Genomic DNA, 19243 nt, shown 5'->3' on the forward strand with positions numbered 1-19243 from the left:
TCTGGTTGTTTCTGTCCTCTCTGTTTTCGTGTAAATAGTTAGTCGAACTTATATAGTGTATTAATAATTTTGACGCTCACGCTCTGCCAATTGTGTGAAATCGGACGGCCATGGGTCGTTCACTTCAATCATCGCTCCGGTTAAAGGATGACTAAACTTAAGCATCTCTCCGTGAAGTGCTTGTCGCCCAATGGCATCCGCTCTACCTCCATACAACGCATCACCAATAAGCGGATGTCCCGCGTAACTCAGGTGTACACGAATTTGGTGTGTACGTCCTGTATCCAGCTTCAATCGTACAAGGGTTGCTCGTTCCCATACTTCGACGATCTCCACATGAGTAACCGCTTCCTGTCCACCTTCGGAGACACGCCTGCGCTGTTTGTGATGTCTGTCCTTGCCAATCGGAGCATCAATTTTGTGGAGTTCAAGGGGGATTTGTCCACCTGCAATGGCTACATAATGGCGGCCAATCTCTTTGCGACGCATCGCTTCATCCAATTTGGCGAGGGCAAAAGCATTTTTGGCATACAGAACAGGTCCGGTTGTATCCTCATCCAGTCGATGAACATGGCGTACGCTTGCCTGAATTCCGTTCATTTCATAATAGGAGGCAACCACATGATCCAGCGTGATGGCCTGATCAACACGGCTTCCATCCGGATGCAGTTTCATGCCTGCCGGTTTGTGCATAACCAGACAGAAATCATCCTCATACAATACATCCACATCAGCCCAGCGTGGCTCAACATCGATTGGCTGGGACGCAAAAAGGGCCAGCCGAAACCGGTCCCCTGCAAGTTGTATTCCTTGGTTTGCTTTTAACTGACGAAGCAGTTTCTCTGGAAACTGAAGTTCAGACAATAGCCATTGCTCTGCAGCCATCGGTTTGTCCGAACTGCCTGTTACGGCTTTTCCTGGCATCAGCTCAAGCCATTCCCCGCGGCGTTTCCAACTTTTGATGGTCATAACGATTGAAGAGCTTTACGATTCGCCTCAATCGTATCGTCAATATCCTGCTCTGTGTGCACACCAGAGACAAACATGCCTTCGTATTGCGAAGGCGCAACACTCACACCTTGATCAATCATGGCCGCAAAATAACGACGGAATTGATCCAGATTACTTTCTTTGGCAATATCATAATTGGTTACGGGAACGGCACTGAAGAATGGACAAACCATGGAACCGACACGGTTAATGGTTATCGCAATACCCGTCTCCACTGCATTTTTCTCAAATCCGGCTTGCAAACGTGTAGACAATGTCTCCAGACGATCATAGACCTCTGGTGTTAACAATTTGAGCGTGGTATACCCTGCTGCCATAGCCAGCGGATTTCCGCTCAATGTACCCGCCTGATAGATCGGTCCTGTAGGAGCAATCTGTTCCATCAAATCCCGACGACCACCATAGGCACCAACGGGGAGTCCACCACCGATAACTTTACCCAGACAAGTAAGGTCAGGTGTAACCCCATACCGTCCCTGAGCACAGTTCAACCCTACGCGGAAGCCGGTCATGACTTCGTCAAAAATAAGCAGACTGCCATATTGGGTCGTCAAACTGCGCAGGCCTTCAAGGAAACCGGAAGCCGGAGGTACAACCCCCATGTTACCCGCCACAGGTTCCACTATAACAGCGGCCAGTTCTTCACCATAACGTTCAAAAGCAAGCTTCACGGACTCCAGATCGTTATAAGGTACCGTAATTGTATTCACAGCTACACCTTCAGGTACACCTGGACTATCCGGCAGACCCAGTGTTGCAACACCTGAACCCGCCTTGATCAGCAAACTGTCCGCATGTCCATGATATGATCCTTCAAACTTCAGAATTTTACTGCGTCCGGTTACCCCGCGTGCCAGTCGAATGGCACTCATCGTTGCTTCTGTACCAGAATTGACCATCCGTACAATATCGATAGAAGGTACACGCTCACAGACCAGTTTTGCCATCTCGGTCTCCAGCAAGGTAGGCGCACCAAAACTTGTTCCTTTCAAAGCTGTTTCACGCAAAGCTTCTACAACGTCAGGGTGTGCATGTCCCATAATGAGTGGGCCCCACGATCCCACATAGTCAATAAAAACATTGCCATCAATATCGTAGATTTTGGACCCTTCACCGCGTTCTGCATAGATCGGAGTAAGTCCCACCGATTTGAATGCGCGTACAGGGCTGTTCACACCCCCGGGTATGTACTGCTTCGCTTCCTCAAACGCGCTGCGTGAGCGCTCATCCTTGCGACGATTACCTTGTTGTGCAGTCATGATTATCCTCCTTAATGTCATTTATTTTATTTCTCAGCCAACCAGCGTGAAGCGTCTTTTCCGTAGTAGGTAATGATCATATCTGCACCTGCGCGTTTCATGCTGAGCAGGATTTCCATGGCAACTTTTTTCTCATCGATCCAGCCTTGAATCGCCGCCGCCTTCACCATGGCATACTCGCCACTTACATTATAGGCAACAAGCGGAAGATCAAATTGATCCTTAATCGTGCGCATAACATCCAGATAGGAAAGGGATGGTTTTACCATCAACATGTCCGCTCCTTCGAGCACATCCGTCTCTGCTTCACGCAAGGCTTCACGCGCGTTCGCCGGGTCCATCTGATATGACTTGCGGTCTCCGAATTGTGGTGTGGAATCCGCAGCTTCACGGAATGGACCATAAAATGCGGATGCATATTTAACAGAGTAAGACATAATCGGAATATGACTGAATCCATTCTCATCCAGTCCCGCGCGGATCGCTTGTACAAATCCATCCATCATGTTGGATGGTGCAATAATGTCCGCTCCTGCTTTGGCTTGAGACACTGCCGTTTGCACGAGCAGATCCAGTGATTCATCATTTAATACATCTCCGCAGATGTGGCCGTCAATCTCCACGGTGTGTACCATACCGCAGTGACCGTGATCCGTGAATTCACACAGACAAGTATCCGCAACAACCAGCAGTTCCGGGTACCAGGATTTGATCAATCTTGTCGCTTCCTGCACAATGCCATCTTCAGCGAAGCCAGATGAACCCACACTGTCCTTCGTCTCCGGAATACCGAACAATAACACGGCTGGAATTCCCAGCTCGGCAATTTCCGTTACTTCCTCCTGAAGCCGATCCAGCGAGAAGCGGAACACGCCAGGCATGGATTTAATTTCGGATTTTACATTTTCTCCATACGTCACATAGATCGGTTGAATAAAGTCATCCACGGTTAGATGGGTCTCTCTGACCATATTACGAATACCTGTGGATTGGCGTAAACGGCGATGCCGTACAATTGGAAAACTCATACGAGTAAAACCTCCTTGAAAAAAGTTAAATAGAGCAAAAAGGGAAGCGCGCTGGTATCCTATCGAATTCAGCACGCTTCATATGTTGACATGATTACATGTGTATTAATTTCGAAGAGCGCCTTCTTTGGTGCCTGTCCGTTTCCAGTCGCATAGAATTGTGATCAAGCTATCCATCGTTGCTTCCTCTGCCATCAGTGTAACCTTTAGTCCAGCGGCTTCTGCCGTCTTCGCTGTAACAGGTCCGATACACGCAACCTCCACATCTTTCAATAAAGGCAATGGATCTTGCAACCCCATACGTTTCAACATACTCATGAAGTTGGTAACCGTCGATGAGCTTGTAAAGGTCACCGCATGAATACCACCTTCTTCAAGCAACTTAAGCAATTCGTCATCATCCTCACCAGCGAGGATCGTATCGTAGATGATGGCTTCGGTGACCTGAAGTCCTCGTTCTCTCAACTGGTCCCGCAACCACGTACGTGCAAGATCACCGTGCGGAAGCAGTACTCTCTGACCTTCCTTCAGTTCACTTTCAAAAGTCTCAAGCATGCCTTCGGCCTGGAAAGGACCTTTGACAACCTCTGCAACGATCCCATGTTTGCGCAAGGCATCTGCTGTGGAAGGTCCTACGGCTGCAATTCTCGCTTGATGAATCGAGCGAATGTCCTTGCCTTCCTGTTCCAGATGGCGGAAGAAAAACTCCACGCCGTTCACACTTGTGAAAAACACCCAGTCATAGGTATTTAAAGCACTGAAGGCGTCTTTGACACTTTGCTGCGCAGATTCACTGGACGGCATGACCGTCTCAATGACCGGAAACTCATACGGTTCGCCGCCGAGTTCCTCAATGCGATTCACCAGTTCACTCGCCTGACTGCGAGCACGGGTTACCAGAATTCGTTTGCCAAACAGCGGCAGCGCTTCTGCCCATTTCAACTGTTCCCGCTGATTGACGACATCTCCCACCACAATAACAGCTGGTGGTTGGAAATTGGCTGCGATCACTTTCGCTTCTATATCTTCAAGGGTGCCTATAAGGGTATCCTGTTCCGCTCGTGTTCCCCAACGAATCAGAGCTACCGGTGTTTGCGCTGGACGACCATGACGAATCAATTGTTCGCTGATATATCCAATTTTGGCAACCCCCATCATAAATACAAGTGTGCCCGTTGCATTCGTCACTTTATCCCAATGAATACTGCGATCAAGCTTGTCCGGACTCTCATGCCCCGTAATAATAGAGATGGAAGATGCATAGTCACGGTGAGTGACGGGAATTCCGGCATAAGCAGGTACACTTATAGCAGCGGTAACCCCAGGTACAATCTCAAACGGAATCCCGTTTTTGTGCAGCAAACCCGCCTCTTCGCCCACGCGTCCAAAGATAGTTGGATCGCCGCCCTTAAGCCGAACCACAACCTTGCCCTCAAGCGCCAGATCCACCAACAGTTGATTGATCTCTTCCTGTTTCATCGTATGCCGATCCGGGCGCTTGCCCACGTAAATCTTGACTGCGCCGGGTTTCATTTGTTTCAACAATCTCGGACTTGCCAAACGATCATAGACTACAGCATCGGCTTTACCGATGGATTCCCACCCTTTTACCGTAATCAGCTTTGCATCCCCAGGACCTGCCCCTACCAAAAAGACCTTTCCCACCATGTCTTCATCCCCTAACTTCTGCCAGTATCTGCTCTGCTCCCCGTTCGATCAATCTCCAAGCCACTTCTTCTCCCAGACGAACCGGGTCCTTGCCGATCATAGCTTCCTTAAGAATCAGTCCACCATCCGGTGTGCCGACCATACCTGTTAATTGTAACGTGTTTTCACCATTCAGGGAATCTGCATCTTGCTGAGGCACCCACACCGCATGAGCACCGATGGGAACCTGGCAACCCCCATTCAATACACTGAGAAAACGGCGTTCCGCCTGTACAGGAAATGCTGTCTCGGGATCGTTATACAGCTGCAGCAAGTGCAACAGTTCCTCATCGTCTTCACGACATTCGATACCAAGCGCGCCTTGACCCACTGCCGGAAGGCAAGCTGTTTCCGTCAAGTACTCTGTGATCCGGTCTTCCCATCCCATACGGTACAATCCTGCAGCTGCCAGAATAATCGCATCGAATCCTTCGGTCTCCAGCTTCCGCAGACGGGAATCAATATTGCCGCGAATCGATTCCAATTGCAAATCTGGACGATAGGCCTTTAATTGACTCGACCGGCGCAGACTGCTTGTTCCGACTCTAGCTCCTTCTGGCAGTTGATCCAGAGTAAGTCCACCATTGGAGATCAGCGCATCCCGTGGATCTGCACGACGGGGAATAGCACCATTGATTAATCCTTCGGGTAACTCGGAAGGCATATCCTTCATACTATGAACAGCCATATCAATCGTACGATCAAGCATCGCCTGTTCAATCTCTTTGACAAACAAACCTTTGCCTCCCACTTTTGACAACGTTACATCCAGAATGAGATCTCCCTTGGTAACAATCTTATGTACTTCAAAGTCAAAAGCTAATCCTTCCCGCTCACAAATATCGCGTAAATCCTGAATGACATGACCTGTCTGGGTTAGCGCAAGCGCGCTCTGTCTACTTCCAACTTTAATTGTACGCATATCTACACTTCCTCCTGATTATGGGATATCCAGTCCCCGATTTCTTCTTCGGTCCACCACCGAAAATGGCCTGTACGAATATCTTCTAATATGTGCATTTCAGTTAATTGCCGAAGCAACGTACTTCTGAGACTTGAAGAAGATACGCGTGACTTCACCTCAGTCCTCATCTGGTGCAAAAACTCAAGGTACGTCTCATATTCATCACCGAACTGTCGTTCGAGTGTGGCACGTATCTCCGCAGCTGCTGCCGGTCCCGCTCCTGCTGTGGATATTGCTATGCTTAATCTCCCACGCCTTACCACGCTTGGCGTAATAAAGCTGCTGTGCTCCGAAGACATTGCATTATTCACCAATATGCCCGCAGCCTCCGCATCCCGAACCACAGTTGAATTGACCTCGGAATGGTCAGTCGCTGCATATACGAGAAAGGCCCCCCGCAAATCTCCATTGCGGTAGGACCGGTCTATCCATTGAATTCGGGATTCATGATGCAGTTGTTTTAATACGGGAGTAAGCTCCGGACTAATGACCGTAATCTGTGCCTCGGCATGCAGCAATCCCTTAATTTTACGTTCGGCAACACGTCCACCACCAACCACGCAGCACTTCTTGCCTGAAGTATTCACAAATATCGGCGTGTAACGGTCCATCCCCTTCACTCTCCCGTCCAACGATGAAACGCTGAATACGCATTGGATAAAAAACTTATAATGACAAATCCGTACCCGATCAGTGTCCATCTTGCCATGATAATCGTAGAGAACTGTTTCCTTCTCTTGGATACGAAGTAACCTACATAGATGGCTATAGCAAGACCTGTCGAAATAACTTTGAGATCCAAGAGTAGAATCCAGCGTCTTTCCGCCACAATGGATAATACGGCAAGCATCACAGAAACACCAAGTAACGGTGTTCCTATCAACGTAGCACCATCCATATACTTCCCGATCACTTCCAGGCTTGGCAGCCGTCGCATCGTATCATTCCACTTTTTTTTCTTCAACTTACGGTGCAAGAACAGATATAACAAGGCAAATACCGTAGCAACGGTTAACGCCGCAAAACCAAGATTCGCCAAGGTAATATGCATAATGAGTAATCCATGTACCGTTTGCCAGTTATGCAGTGATATCTCTCCGGCCGTAAACCACAGTCGGTTTAATACCGTAACGGAAAAACCTACAACATTCAGCAACAAAATGACAAATTCAGAACGCTGGATGCGAGTCATGACGAGAGACATCAGCACAATACTGAATGAAAATATAAACAAAAAATCAAAGGTGGTATAGATGGGGAAATGACCTTCAGTCCACATGCGCAATATGACATGCGTTACCTGCAATCCCCAAACAACGACAAGAAACCCTGTGCCTGTCCGCTTCGCCCCCGCATTGCGTCGAATGCAGTCCGAGAAATAGAACAGTAGGCTCAGGGCATACATATAGATTAGAGCTTCATAAACTTGTTCAGCAAGGGTCAAGCTGCCCACCCGCCTTATACGCCTGCCGGAGCATAAGCCGGCACGGGGTCTTGCCGGTTTTCGTTAAGGTGAGCGGCTGGCTTCGCCAGAGCTGTGGCATCACTCTGACTCACTTTTTCAGCGGCCATCTCTACTGAATCTTCCAGAGCGAAAATCTGAGTAAACATGCGCAGAGCTTCATCACCTTGCTTCGTGCCTGCCATTTCCTTAATCCGATTAATCGGATCTGTCGTCATTTGGTTCACAATACTCTTGGTCAAACGACGAATGACTTTACGTTGATGTTCATCGAGCTCAGGCAGTTTATTAAACAGGCTATCCATCGTTTCTTCATGAATGGAAACACCTTTTTCCTGCAAAGCGCGAATAACGGGACGCACACCCAACGTTTTGAGCCAATGGTAATAATCCTCCATCTCAAGCTCAATCATTCTCTCAATCTTGGCAGCTTCCACCTTACGCATCTCGAGGTTGCTCTCCACGATTCCTTCCAGATCATCAATGTCATAGAGAAATACGTTGGATAATTCACCAATCGCTGGGTCAATATCGCGTGGAACCGCAATATCAATCAGGAACAATGGGCGAGATTGACGACGCTTCATGCTCTCCCGTACCACTGCTGCATCCATGACATAACGTTCAGCTCCAGTGGAACTAATCACAATATCAACTTCATTAAGTCGATCTAGTGCCTGTTCCATCGTACAAGGTGTACCCCGGAACTTGGCTGCCAATTCTTCAGCTCTTGCGAGCGTACGATTCGCCACGATGACCTCGGATGCCCCGTTGGCATAGAGATGTTTCACGGTTAGTTCACTCATCTTGCCAGCACCCAAAATGAGCACCTTCTTGTCTGTGAACATGCCAAAAATCCTCTTACCGAGTTCAACAGCAGCATAACTGACAGATACGGCGCTCTCCCCGATGGAAGTCTCCGAATGTGCCCGTTTACCCAGCGTAACGGCCTGTTTAAATAACTTATTAAACCAGGTACCTGTTGATTTTTCTTCCTGCGCTTTAAGAAAAGCCTGTTTCACCTGTCCAAGAATCTGAGTCTCACCAATGACCATGGAATCTAGTCCGCAGATGACACGGAACAAATGGCGCATGGCTTGATCATCTTCATATATATATAAGTGTTGCGTAAATTCTTCCCGTGGTACATTAAACCATTGTTCCATGAATGTTCGAATAAAATAACCACACATGTGAAGACGGTCCACCACAACATACAACTCGGTACGGTTACATGTGGCTACGATTACACCTTCCAATACACTCTTGGTCAGCTTGAGCTGCTGCAGCGCTTCAGACAAGTCCTTTTCTGCAAATGTGAATCGTTCCCTAACCTCTACAGGCGCCGTGCGATAATTCAAACCAACGACAACGATGTGCATTGCAAGTTCACCTGCCTAATAAATTTCCAATCAAAGTGCTTACTGCATATGTCTATCCATTTATGATTGACATGGTTAATTATATCACACATCATAGCCGTGACCGGGTCATTTTTATGAAATGTTTATGAAATCACCATGTTCATCATCATATGCACTGTCATTTATTGTAGTGTCTCACCAAAGTTCACCGTTATGCGTTAAAAAGTGTTGATTATGAATATTCATAACGATACGCATATTAAAACAAATAGCCATGGAATTATTCCATGACTATTAGAGTTTGGGAGGTTATGTGTCCATCCCGATATGTGAACATTGTATGCAATATACTTTTTATTTAAACCCGTTCCGTCTGGTTGTTCATCTCTGGTGTTTCAACTTGCAATTCGCCCAATCCACGTACCAACTTCTTTGCATACGTTTTTTCAGGCTTTAATACGGATACCAGGTAGTCAATAGCAAGCTGTGGATCTACGGTCTCCCCACAAGTGTAACAATCAATCGCTGCAAAACCTCTCTCAGGATACGTATGAATGGAGAGATGGCTCTCAGACAATAGTACAAGTACGGTTGCTCCCTGTGGGTCAAACTGCTTGGACTGCACGGACATTACTGTCGCGCCACATGCCTCCGCTGCTTCAACCATTTGGGCTTCCAGATACTCTGCATTGTTCAGTAGATTAAAGTCGACACCCCAAGTATCAACAGCAACGTGTCTTCCGAAAGTTGAATATTCCATCCTTCGGTTCCCCCTTCCTAGGAATAAAATGTTTGAAAAAATTTCATCCGCTAGGACCTACGTCATTCACTTCCCGAGGGAAAAATCTCTCGCAACATATAATGTCCTGAGTGAATCCTGGTTCCTATATTGTTTTCAACGAGATTAAAAATAACATTGAATCAGAGTGAAATCAACCCTTTTCCAGAAGATTGTAAAATAAATATGTTCAATTCGGAATATTTGATCTCACATCAAAAAATCCCCCTGAAACCTCCACATTGGCGAGTGCCACTGCCCGGAAGATACAAGGGAATTCATTATATACACATACGTTTATAAACATACAATTTTAAGCTAATAGGCTTCAAGCTCAAACAACCGTTTTTGATGACGAGCAAGGGTCTCATCAATCTGATGGAGCTGATCAGCAGTCGCATCTTTTCTAGTGTCCAGCAGTGAATCGATCTCGGCATACACACGGTTGATTTCGCGTTCTACATCTCTGGCCTGGAACAGATGTTGCAATTCAAGCAACGTATTTTTGTATTCATAGATCACTCGGGTGTTCTCCCCGGTCTTCTCCACAATTTTGTGGACAGTGCCTTGAGCATAAACATACGTCATGGTGAACCCTTTATAGATCCGATGAACGACCCCGTCACCCTTAAAAGTCACAAAGAGCTTCCGGACAACGTTGGTCAGATGCAGATTCACCAGGCGGCAAGATAACTCACAGATATAGAACCCTTCTATGCGGTCAAAAGGGAAATGCACTTCTTCTCCACTTACATCCCCCAGCACGACCTCCTGACAACCATTGTCCAACACCTTAACCCGATGATGAAGCCTGCCGTCTTCTGTCATGCGCAAAAACTGATGCATCTGGGGTTCTGACAATTTCATAGTGGCCTTAACATACTCTGTGGCTAACCGCTGAGCCATACAAATCCCTCAATTCTTTCCCGATTGTTTTGTCTTCCTGCACATGTAGCAGTCATCTCAAAATTCTTCAGGCCGGCTAAGCCGGATGTTTGGTACTGTTGGCAATATGCACCTATGCTCATTATACACTACCCTAACGTTATATTTCTCCAGAGCCAGATGATGAATTCTCACGAAATCCCATAAAAAACCGGATTAATCTGGATCTCATCAAAGATTCACTTAGCATGCTCACTTTCCTGCACTAAAACGGTGTACTATCTCGGTTATCCGTTAATTCCGTTGGTTTCTTCCTCATCAGAAGCACCCTCTGCATCCAGCACTGGTGCATACTTATCTATGCGGGCATGGCGGGTAATGATGTCCCATAACTCTTCTTTCCCCAATCCCTCTTCGGATGAAAACGGCACAAACAAATCCCCTGAACGAAGACCCAGTGATTCCTTAATGACTTTGATATATTTGGCTCTGCGTGTTTTTGGAATCTTGTCCATCTTGGTTGCTACAACAACCAAAGGCAGTCCATTATGACGAAGCCATTCGTTCATCATCTTGTCCTCTTTGGACGGTTCATGTCTCATATCCACCATCTGCATAACCAGTTTCAATTCTTCGCGTCCCAACAAGTATTTCTCCATCATTTTACCCCAGGCAAAGCGTTGCTCTTTGGAAACTTTAGCGTAGCCATATCCCGGAAAATCGACGAAGTAGAGATCCTGATTAATTTTATAATAGTTGAGTTGCTGTGTCTTACCCGGTGTTGAGCTCGTCCGAGCCAAATTTTTACGATTGATCAAACGGTTGATCAGGGAAGATTTCCCCACATTGGAGCGTCCCGCCAAAGCAATCTCTGGCAGACCGTCATCGGGGTATTGTTCAGGCCGAACGGCACTGATAATAAATTCAGATTGATTTACTTTCATATTTGTATCTTTCCTCTCTTGAACGCCTATGCTATGCATCACCTGTTGAAGGTATTATGCCATGGATTGTTCTATCATACCAAAAAAACCGTTCCAGCGGACGCCGAAGCCTCCGCAGAACGGTCTACTCTTCATACGAACCTTTCGGATGTGTGGATTACAGGTTAATGCCTGTCTGCTCCACAAGTGCATGCTGCAATACCTGATCCATATGGGCTACAGGTACAAACTCCACATCTTCCTTGATGCTGTCTGGAATGTCACGCAGGTCCCGTTCGTTATCCTTAGGCAATAATATTTTTTTATAACCGGCACGATGGGCTGCCAGTGATTTCTCTTTCAGACCACCAATCGGCAGTACACGTCCACGCAGTGTTATTTCACCAGTCATCGCGATATCCTTGGACACATGTTTGTTTGTTAAGGCTGAGATTAACGCTGTTGCCATCGTAATCCCGGCAGATGGACCATCCTTCGGAATCGCTCCTTCCGGAACGTGAATATGAATATCGTTCTTCTCATGGAAGTCAGGCGAAATTCCAAGCTGTGTAGCTTTGGAACGGGTGTAACTGAATGCGGCTTGTGCCGATTCCTTCATGACATCCCCCAGTTTACCTGTGAGAGTCAATTTACCTGTTCCAGGCACAACAGTCACTTCAATGATAAGGGTATCTCCACCCACTTCAGTCCACGCCAGACCCGTTACAGTACCAATCTGATCTTCCAGTTCGGCCATACCATAACGGAATTTGCCAGGTCCAAGGTAGTCTTTGATCTTATCTGATGAGATGTTAATCTGACCTTCCACACCAGATACGACGTTCTTGGCAGCTTTCCGGCACAACGAAGCCATCTGCTGTTCCAGATTACGCACACCTGACTCCCGTGTATATTCACGAATTACACGCAACAACGCGTCATCCGGTATTTCCAATTGCTCTTCTTCCAGACCATGGTCCTGCTTCTGTTTGGGCAACAAATAGTTTTTCGCAATTTGCAGCTTCTCCAGCTCCGTGTAACCAGGGATGTTGAGCATTTCCATCCGATCCAGCAATGGACGCGGAATATTGTGTACCGTGTTGGCAGTTGTTATAAACATAACGTTGGATAAGTCAAACGGCAATTCTACAAAATGATCACTAAACGTATTATTCTGTTCCGGATCAAGTACCTCAAGTAACGCTGCGGAAGGATCTCCGCGGAAGTCTGAAGCCATCTTATCAATCTCGTCCAGCAGGAATACCGGATTCAGAGAACCTGCCGTTTTCATCCCCTGGATGATACGCCCAGGCATGGCCCCTACATAGGTGCGTCGGTGACCACGAATCTCAGCTTCATCCCGCACGCCGCCAAGAGATATTCTTACAAACTCCCGACCCAGCGATCTCGCGATCGAACGAGCAAGTGATGTTTTACCGACCCCTGGAGGTCCAACCAGACAGAGAATGGGCCCTTTGAGCTTCTTGACGAGTTTCTGGACAGCCAGATATTCAAGCACACGCTCTTTGGGCTTTTCCAATCCGTAATGATCTGCATTCAGCACATCTTCGGCTTTTTGGATATCCAGATCATCCGCTGTCATCTGACTCCAAGGAAGGCCAAGCAACCAATCCACGTAGTTGCGAATGACTCCGCCCTCAGCTGAACTTGCAGGCATTTTCTCCAGTCGATCAATTTCTTTCTCGACCTTTTCTTTCACCTTGTCCGGCAAGCCGAGTTCTTCCATCTGTGTGCGAAGTTCCTCAACCTCACCCGCACGGCCTTCTTTTTCACCCAGTTCTTTCTGGATCGCTTTCATCTGCTCGCGCAAGTAATATTCCTTTTGCGTTTTCTCCATCTGTTTCTTCACACGTTGGCTGATCTTGCGTTCAAGCTCCAGCACTTCGCGCTCATTGTTCAGGATATCCAGTAATTTCTCCAGACGTTCCCGAACATCGATGGTCTCCAGAATTTCCTGTTTATCCTTGATCTTCAAGGACAGGTGACTCGTGATGACATCGGCCAGACGCCCTGGTTCTTCGATGTCAGACACCGCTGCGAGTGTCTCTGGTGTCACTTTTTTGGACAGATTAATATAATTCTCGAACTGATTCAGAACGGTACGCATCAAGGCATCCGTCTCCGGATGGGTATTCTCCTCTTCAGGCAGCTCTTTAGCCAGTACTTCATAATATTCCTCGTTGTCCGTATATTCAATAATTTCAGCCCGTTCCAAGCCTTCAACGAGTACACGAATCGTACCGTTCGGAAGCTTCAGCATCTGTCTGACCTTGGCCACGGTTCCGATTCTGAAAATGTCCTCTTGTGTTGGTTCTTCAATATTTACTTCGGCTTGGGAACATAGGAGAATCAGATGTTCTTCTACCATCGCTTTTTCTAAAGCCTTGACCGATTTCTCCCGGCCCACATCGAGATGCAGTACCATACTCGGGTAGACGAGAAGTCCTCTTAAAGGCAGTAAAGGAAAACGACGACCTTTCGCTTTGCTCGGTCCCATCGCTTTCGCACCTCCAATGGCTCTCAGGTTGTAGTCATTCATTATTCTATCAAATGTTCACATAAAAAACCAATGAAGGGAAGCGCTTAGCAGCTTCCCGAATCTGTAACCTGTCCTGGGCGAGGCACGTCCGCACGCAAATAGGAAGCGGATGCCGGCGGAAAAATCTCCGGTGCAGGTGCAACTGTCTCCTCTGCAAGCTTCGTTTGTTCCATCTGTTGTGATTCTGGAACCCAGGCGAACACTTCACGGAATACATCCTCTACGGTATCTACCGGGATAACGCGCAAGCCATCCAGATTCTCAAAAATGGACTGCCAGTTCTCCGCGGGAATAATAACGGTCTTCGCTCCTGCCTGAAAGGCAGCCTCCACCTTGGCCAGCACGCCACCAATAGGCTTAACCCGACCATGAATACTGACCTCGCCAGTCATCGCTGTCTCATGATCCACAGGGCGTCCCTGAATCGCTGATGTAATGGCAGTCGCCATGGCAATCCCGGCGGATGGACCATCAATAGGTGTCCCACCTGGGAAATTCACGTGTAAATCGTAATCATTCGGACGAATCCCCATGGCTTTTAATACGGTTAACACATTTTCAACCGAGCCTTTTGCCATACTTTTTCGCCGGAGTGTACGCGAACCGCCTCCAATCTCTTCTTCATCCACAACGCCTGTAATGTTGATTCGGCCTTGATCTTTAAGAGCCGGAACAGCAGACACTTCGATCTCCAAAATGGTTCCCATATTCGGTCCGTATACCGCCAAGCCGTTAACAAACCCCACCTGCGGCTGTGTAGGGACCTTCCGATCAGGCCGTGGCTGAATCTGGCTGCTACCCGCCACCCACTCCACATCAGACGCCTGAAGCGTCTCACGCTTCTCTGTCAGCGCAAGTCCAGCAGCCAGCTGGATGATATTAACCGCTTCGCGTCCGTTGGTTGCATATCGCTTGACCACATCAACGGCATCCGGACATGGACTGAACCCTATTTTCTGAACAGCATCCTCTGCAATTCGCCCAATCTCCTCAGGCAACAAAGGACGGAAATAAACTTCCATGCAGCGTGAACGCAAAGCTGGTGGCAGTTCATGAGGCGAACGAGTCGTTGCTCCAACAAGGCGGAAATCGGCCGGAAGGCCATTTTGAAAAATATCGTGGATATAAGCAGGAGTATGCGTGTCTTCCGAGTTATAGTACGCACTCTCCAAAAACACCTTGCGATCCTCCAATACTTTCAACAGCTTATTCATCTGAATCGAATGTAATTCACCAATTTCATCAATAAAAAGCATTCCCCCATGCGCTTTTGTCACAGCGCCCGGTTTGGGTTGGGGAATACCAGCAACGCCCATAGCTCCTGCTCCCTGATATATCGGATCATGAACCGAACCAATTAAGGGGTCCGCTATACCACGTTCATCAAAACGGGCTGTTGTTGCATCCAGCTCCGTGAATTTCGCATCTGGCTTGAAAGGAGAAGATGGATTCTTCTTGGCCTCTTCCAACACAACCCTTGCGGCAGCTGTCTTCCCGACTCCGGGTGGGCCATAAATGATAACATGTTGCGGATTCGCACTGCATAATGCAGCTTTAAGGGCACGCAACCCATCTTTTTGCCCAACAATATCGTTAATGGTAGCTGGACGCGTCTTCTCCGACAGCGGCTTGGTGAGTGAGATTGAACGCAGCTTGCGCAGCTTCTCCAGTTCCTTGCGAGATTCACGCTCAACGGCACTGCGGTTCGTTTTCTGGCCACGCAGCAGGTTCCAGAAATACAAACCAATCACCACTCCAAAAAATAACTGAATCAACATGATGACCATACCAAATTCCATGTCTTCACATCCTCCTATTTTGTCGCTATTCTCATATGAGATCATGCTAATACTTGGTAGTATAGCCTTTTCAACGCGACGTAAACGGGCGATGCAGAATTTGTATGCGAGAAAATAAAAAGCCCGCCATCGCTGGCGAGCTTTTGTTGTAACAAGATATGAATCAATCAGTGCGAACGACCAGGAATAACCCCTGTCTCTTCGTAGGCTTCGACGATTTTGTCGATCTCTTTTTTTAATTCCTCAACCATGATTTCTTCAGGTACTTTACGAATCATCTTGCCGTGACGGAACAAGAGACCTTCTCCACGAGCACCGGCTATGCCGATATCCGCTTCTTTGGCCTCACCTGGACCATTAACCGCACAACCCAACACCGATACTTTAATCGGCACCTTCAGTTTGGAGATATACTCTTCCACTTCGTTGGCAATGGAGAACAGGTCGATATCCAATCGTCCACACGTTGGGCAGGAGATCAATGTAGCTGCATTTGTAATGAGTCCAAATGTTTTGAGCAGATCACGAGCGACCTTAATTTCTTCTACCGGGTCCGCACTCAGTGAGATCCGCATCGTAGAACCAATACCCATGGACAATAAGGCTCCCATACCTGCGGAGCTTTTGATCGTACCGGAGAACAGTGTACCTGCTTCGGTAATCCCGAGATGCAACGGATACGGAATGATTTGAGCTGCTTTGGTATATGCCTCAATCGCCATCGGCACATCCGATGCTTTGAGTGACACGATGATATCATGGAAATCAAGCTCTTCCAAAATACCAATGTGATACAATGCACTTTCTACCATAGCATCTGCCGTAGGATACCCATACTTCTCAAGGAGATGGTTTTCCAAAGACCCCGCATTTACTCCAATCCGAATCGGAATACCACGGTCTTTACAAGCCTTAACCACTTCTTCCACTTTCGCACGTTTACCGATGTTACCTGGATTAATCCGAACTTTATCGATGCCGTTCTCAATCGCAAGCAAAGCCAGCTTATAGTTGAAATGAATGTCCGCTACGAGCGGTATATGAATGCGTTTCTTGATTTCCTTGATGGCTGCGGCAGCTTCCTCATTATTCACCGTTACACGTACCACTTGACAACCCGCTTCTTCCAGTCGCAGAATCTCTGCAACCGTTGCTTCAACGTCTGCCGTTTTGGTTGTACACATACTTTGGATAATGACTTCGTTACTGCCACCGATCGTTACGTTTCCCACTTTCACGGGACGTGTATCCTGTCTTAAATACATGAGTGATTTCTCTCCCCACAACGTCAAAGCTCCACCCTGACAGAGACATGAATTCGCCTTCTGCCAAAGTGGAGAACTGACAAGTCTATATTTCAGAGTTCAACGGGATTCAGGCCTTTATTAGGCGCTCTCTTCCTGCTTATCGTCCTTCGATTGGCTTAGTTCAGGCACGACTCTTTTCTCAACAACTTCTTCGGTAATGACACAGTTCGTAACATCATCACGTGAAGGCACTTCATACATGATTTCAAGCATGATACCTTCAATGATGGCACGTAATCCACGTGCACCTGTGTTACGTTTAATTGCTTCTTTTGCAATCGCAAGCAATGCAGCTGGTTCAAATACCAGATTCACATTATCCAGCTCAAGCAGTTTTTGGTACTGTTTGGTAAGCGCGTTTTTTGGTTCGGAAAGAATCCGTACCAACGTATCTTCATCCAATGGCTCCAAAGTGGAGATGACTGGCAGACGGCCTACAAATTCCGGAATCAGACCAAATTTCAGCAAATCTTCCGGCAATACCATACCCAGGTATTCACCTGGTTTCAGATCTTTTTGCTCAGAAACGGTATTAAAGCCGATGACTTTTTTACCGATCCGGCGTTTGATCATTTGCTCCAGACCATCAAAGGCACCGCCGCAAATGAACAGGATGTTCGTTGTATCGATCTGAATGAATTCTTGATGAGGGTGTTTACGACCACCTTGCGGTGGTACAGAAGCCACAGTTCCTTCAAGAATTTTCAAGAGAGCCTGTTGCACACCTTCGCCCGACACATCACGAGTAATGGATGGGTTTTCGGATTTACGCGCTACTTTATCAATCTCATCGATATAAATAATGCCACGCTCTGCTTTTTCCACATCATAATCAGCAGCTTGAATCAGTTTGAGCAGGATGTTCTCTACATCCTCACCTACATAACCCGCTTCTGTTAATGACGTAGCATCCGCAATAGCAAAAGGAACATTCAAAATTTTTGCCATCGTTTGCGCAAGCAACGTTTTACCAGAACCTGTTGGTCCTAACAGCAAAATGTTACTCTTTGACAATTCAACGTCTTCAATTTTGCTTTGTGTGTTGATCCGTTTGTAGTGATTATACACCGCAACAGACAATGACTTCTTCGCTTGTTCCTGTCCAATAACATATTGATCCAGGATATTACGAATTTCTTTTGGTTTTGGAATATCTTTGAGGTCTACTTCTTCGTCATGACCGAGTTCTTCCTCAACGATTTCGGTGCAAAGTTCGATACATTCATCACAAATGTACACGCCTGGTCCAGCGACCAGCTTACGCACCTGCTCCTGAGATTTACCGCAAAAAGAGCATTTCAGTTGCCCTTTCTCATCGTTAAATTTAAACATGAAACCACCCCTTTAGGAATTGATCGGTCTACTGAGCACCTGGTCAATAATGCCGTACGTCTTAGCCTCTTCAGCGCTCATGAAGAAGTCACGGTCTGTATCCCGCTCAATTTTCTCAAGAGACTGACCCGTACGATCGACGTATATTTGATTCAGTTTCTGACGTGTTTTAATAATCCATTCTGCGTGTATCTTAATATCCGCAGCCTGTCCTTGAATGCCGCCAAGCGGCTGATGAATCATTACTTCGCTATTTGTCAGCGCATATCTCTTGCCAGGTGCACCGGCTGTCAGCAATAACGAGCCCATGCTTGCTGCCATCCCAACGCAAATGGTAGATACATCCGGCTTGATAAATTGCATCGTATCGTATATACCCATCCCTGCGGTGACAGAACCACCAGGTGAGTTAATGTACAAGCTGATATCCTTCTCAGGATCGTCGGCTGCCAAAAACAAAAGCTGTGCTATGACAAGATTGGCTACATCGTCATCAATCGCACTGGTTAGAAAGATAATGCGATCTTTCAGCAAACGTGAATATATATCGTAAGACCGCTCGCCTCGATTGGTTTGTTCTATAACCATTGGCACCAGACTCATGAGACCAACCTCTTTTCTACATGTAATTAGACATAGGCCACCTGTAAAGCAAACCCAAATTCATTCTAACACTTTCCTGTGACAATGTCATTTTTCACAAGAAGGGTCAGACATCCGTTTGTTTACTTTTTTAGCCTGATCATATTTAACCATGTTTTCTATGTATGTGCAAATTGAAGCCATCCTATGCCGTATTGCCTTTTTTTATTTGCATGAAGTACATAGGTATGTAAAAAGTGTACAGGGATCAATAAAATTAGT

General features: G+C 46.9%; 16 protein-coding genes. All 16 read right to left on the reverse strand.

The window, feature by feature from the left end:
- Window positions 1–60: 60 nt before the first annotated feature.
- On the reverse strand, window positions 61–969 hold the full coding sequence (locus AC4E8D_RS24735) for an RluA family pseudouridine synthase (RefSeq protein WP_221820864.1): 909 nt from the start codon (window positions 967–969) through the stop codon (window positions 61–63).
- Window positions 966–2270: a glutamate-1-semialdehyde 2,1-aminomutase gene (hemL, locus tag AC4E8D_RS24740; protein ID WP_221820865.1), complete on the reverse strand. Its 1305-nt coding sequence runs from the start codon at window positions 2268–2270 to the stop codon at window positions 966–968. The genes AC4E8D_RS24735 and hemL overlap by 4 nt, the downstream gene beginning before the upstream one ends.
- 26 nt (window positions 2271–2296) lie before the next feature.
- Complete coding sequence (hemB, locus tag AC4E8D_RS24745) at window positions 2297–3298, reverse strand: porphobilinogen synthase (protein WP_017692601.1); 1002 nt, start codon at window positions 3296–3298, stop codon at window positions 2297–2299.
- Between the two features lie 105 nt (window positions 3299–3403).
- Window positions 3404–4966: a uroporphyrinogen-III C-methyltransferase gene (gene cobA / locus AC4E8D_RS24750; protein WP_221820866.1), complete on the reverse strand. Its 1563-nt coding sequence runs from the start codon at window positions 4964–4966 to the stop codon at window positions 3404–3406.
- Window positions 4967–4970: 4 nt separating this feature from the next.
- On the reverse strand, window positions 4971–5927 hold the full coding sequence (gene hemC, locus AC4E8D_RS24755; RefSeq protein ID WP_036605896.1) for a hydroxymethylbilane synthase: 957 nt from the start codon (window positions 5925–5927) through the stop codon (window positions 4971–4973).
- Window positions 5928–5929: 2 nt separating this feature from the next.
- Window positions 5930–6580, reverse strand: coding sequence for a precorrin-2 dehydrogenase/sirohydrochlorin ferrochelatase family protein (locus tag AC4E8D_RS24760; protein ID WP_221820867.1), 651 nt, complete (start codon window positions 6578–6580; stop codon window positions 5930–5932).
- Between the two features lie 5 nt (window positions 6581–6585).
- Complete coding sequence (gene ccsA, locus AC4E8D_RS24765; RefSeq protein ID WP_371129100.1) at window positions 6586–7413, reverse strand: cytochrome c biogenesis protein CcsA; 828 nt, start codon at window positions 7411–7413, stop codon at window positions 6586–6588.
- A gap of 14 nt (window positions 7414–7427) precedes the next feature.
- Window positions 7428–8813 carry a glutamyl-tRNA reductase gene (hemA, locus tag AC4E8D_RS24770; RefSeq protein WP_221820868.1) on the reverse strand — a complete coding sequence of 462 codons (1386 nt, stop codon included), beginning with the start codon at window positions 8811–8813 and terminating at the stop codon, window positions 7428–7430.
- A 340-nt stretch (window positions 8814–9153) separates the two neighbouring features.
- Window positions 9154–9555 (reverse strand): adenosylmethionine decarboxylase, encoded by a 402-nt coding sequence (gene speD / locus AC4E8D_RS24775; RefSeq protein WP_091011877.1) that lies wholly within the window; start codon window positions 9553–9555, stop codon window positions 9154–9156.
- Window positions 9556–9891: 336 nt separating this feature from the next.
- Window positions 9892–10479, reverse strand: a complete 588-nt coding sequence (locus AC4E8D_RS24780) for a non-ribosomal peptide synthetase module (RefSeq protein ID WP_076216938.1) — start codon at window positions 10477–10479, stop codon at window positions 9892–9894.
- A gap of 266 nt (window positions 10480–10745) precedes the next feature.
- Window positions 10746–11402 carry a ribosome biogenesis GTP-binding protein YihA/YsxC gene (yihA, locus tag AC4E8D_RS24785; protein ID WP_221820869.1) on the reverse strand — a complete coding sequence of 219 codons (657 nt, stop codon included), beginning with the start codon at window positions 11400–11402 and terminating at the stop codon, window positions 10746–10748.
- 157 nt (window positions 11403–11559) lie between these two features.
- On the reverse strand, window positions 11560–13899 hold the full coding sequence (gene lon / locus AC4E8D_RS24790; RefSeq protein ID WP_339297842.1) for an endopeptidase La: 2340 nt from the start codon (window positions 13897–13899) through the stop codon (window positions 11560–11562).
- 86 nt (window positions 13900–13985) lie between these two features.
- On the reverse strand, window positions 13986–15740 hold the full coding sequence (lonB, locus tag AC4E8D_RS24795) for an ATP-dependent protease LonB (protein WP_221820871.1): 1755 nt from the start codon (window positions 15738–15740) through the stop codon (window positions 13986–13988).
- Window positions 15741–15907: 167 nt separating this feature from the next.
- A complete protein-coding gene (gene ispG / locus AC4E8D_RS24800) occupies window positions 15908–17005 on the reverse strand; it encodes a flavodoxin-dependent (E)-4-hydroxy-3-methylbut-2-enyl-diphosphate synthase (RefSeq protein WP_076216934.1) in 1098 nt (365 codons plus the stop codon).
- Window positions 17006–17125: 120 nt separating this feature from the next.
- On the reverse strand, window positions 17126–18379 hold the full coding sequence (clpX, locus tag AC4E8D_RS24805; RefSeq protein WP_076216933.1) for an ATP-dependent protease ATP-binding subunit ClpX: 1254 nt from the start codon (window positions 18377–18379) through the stop codon (window positions 17126–17128).
- A gap of 12 nt (window positions 18380–18391) precedes the next feature.
- A complete protein-coding gene (gene clpP, locus AC4E8D_RS24810; protein WP_076216932.1) occupies window positions 18392–18982 on the reverse strand; it encodes an ATP-dependent Clp endopeptidase proteolytic subunit ClpP in 591 nt (196 codons plus the stop codon).
- Window positions 18983–19243: the final 261 nt, after the last annotated feature.

This window comes from Paenibacillus sp. SRL342 (assembly GCF_984798905.1).

Coding starts and splice junctions, on each gene's coding strand:
- AC4E8D_RS24735 (WP_221820864.1), bottom strand. CDS start 969: ATGACCATCAAAAGTTGGAAACGCCGCGGGGAATGGCTTGAGCTGATG.
- hemL (WP_221820865.1), bottom strand. CDS start 2,270: ATGACTGCACAACAAGGTAATCGTCGCAAGGATGAGCGCTCACGCAGC.
- hemB (WP_017692601.1), bottom strand. CDS start 3,298: ATGAGTTTTCCAATTGTACGGCATCGCCGTTTACGCCAATCCACAGGT.
- cobA (WP_221820866.1), bottom strand. CDS start 4,966: ATGGTGGGAAAGGTCTTTTTGGTAGGGGCAGGTCCTGGGGATGCAAAG.
- hemC (WP_036605896.1), bottom strand. CDS start 5,927: ATGCGTACAATTAAAGTTGGAAGTAGACAGAGCGCGCTTGCGCTAACC.
- AC4E8D_RS24760 (WP_221820867.1), bottom strand. CDS start 6,580: ATGGACCGTTACACGCCGATATTTGTGAATACTTCAGGCAAGAAGTGC.
- hemA (WP_221820868.1), bottom strand. CDS start 8,813: ATGCACATCGTTGTCGTTGGTTTGAATTATCGCACGGCGCCTGTAGAG.
- speD (WP_091011877.1), bottom strand. CDS start 9,555: ATGGAATATTCAACTTTCGGAAGACACGTTGCTGTTGATACTTGGGGT.
- AC4E8D_RS24780 (WP_076216938.1), bottom strand. CDS start 10,479: ATGGCTCAGCGGTTAGCCACAGAGTATGTTAAGGCCACTATGAAATTG.
- yihA (WP_221820869.1), bottom strand. CDS start 11,402: ATGAAAGTAAATCAATCTGAATTTATTATCAGTGCCGTTCGGCCTGAA.
- lon (WP_339297842.1), bottom strand. CDS start 13,899: ATGGGACCGAGCAAAGCGAAAGGTCGTCGTTTTCCTTTACTGCCTTTA.
- lonB (WP_221820871.1), bottom strand. CDS start 15,740: ATGGAATTTGGTATGGTCATCATGTTGATTCAGTTATTTTTTGGAGTG.
- ispG (WP_076216934.1), bottom strand. CDS start 17,005: ATGTATTTAAGACAGGATACACGTCCCGTGAAAGTGGGAAACGTAACG.
- clpX (WP_076216933.1), bottom strand. CDS start 18,379: ATGTTTAAATTTAACGATGAGAAAGGGCAACTGAAATGCTCTTTTTGC.
- clpP (WP_076216932.1), bottom strand. CDS start 18,982: ATGAGTCTGGTGCCAATGGTTATAGAACAAACCAATCGAGGCGAGCGG.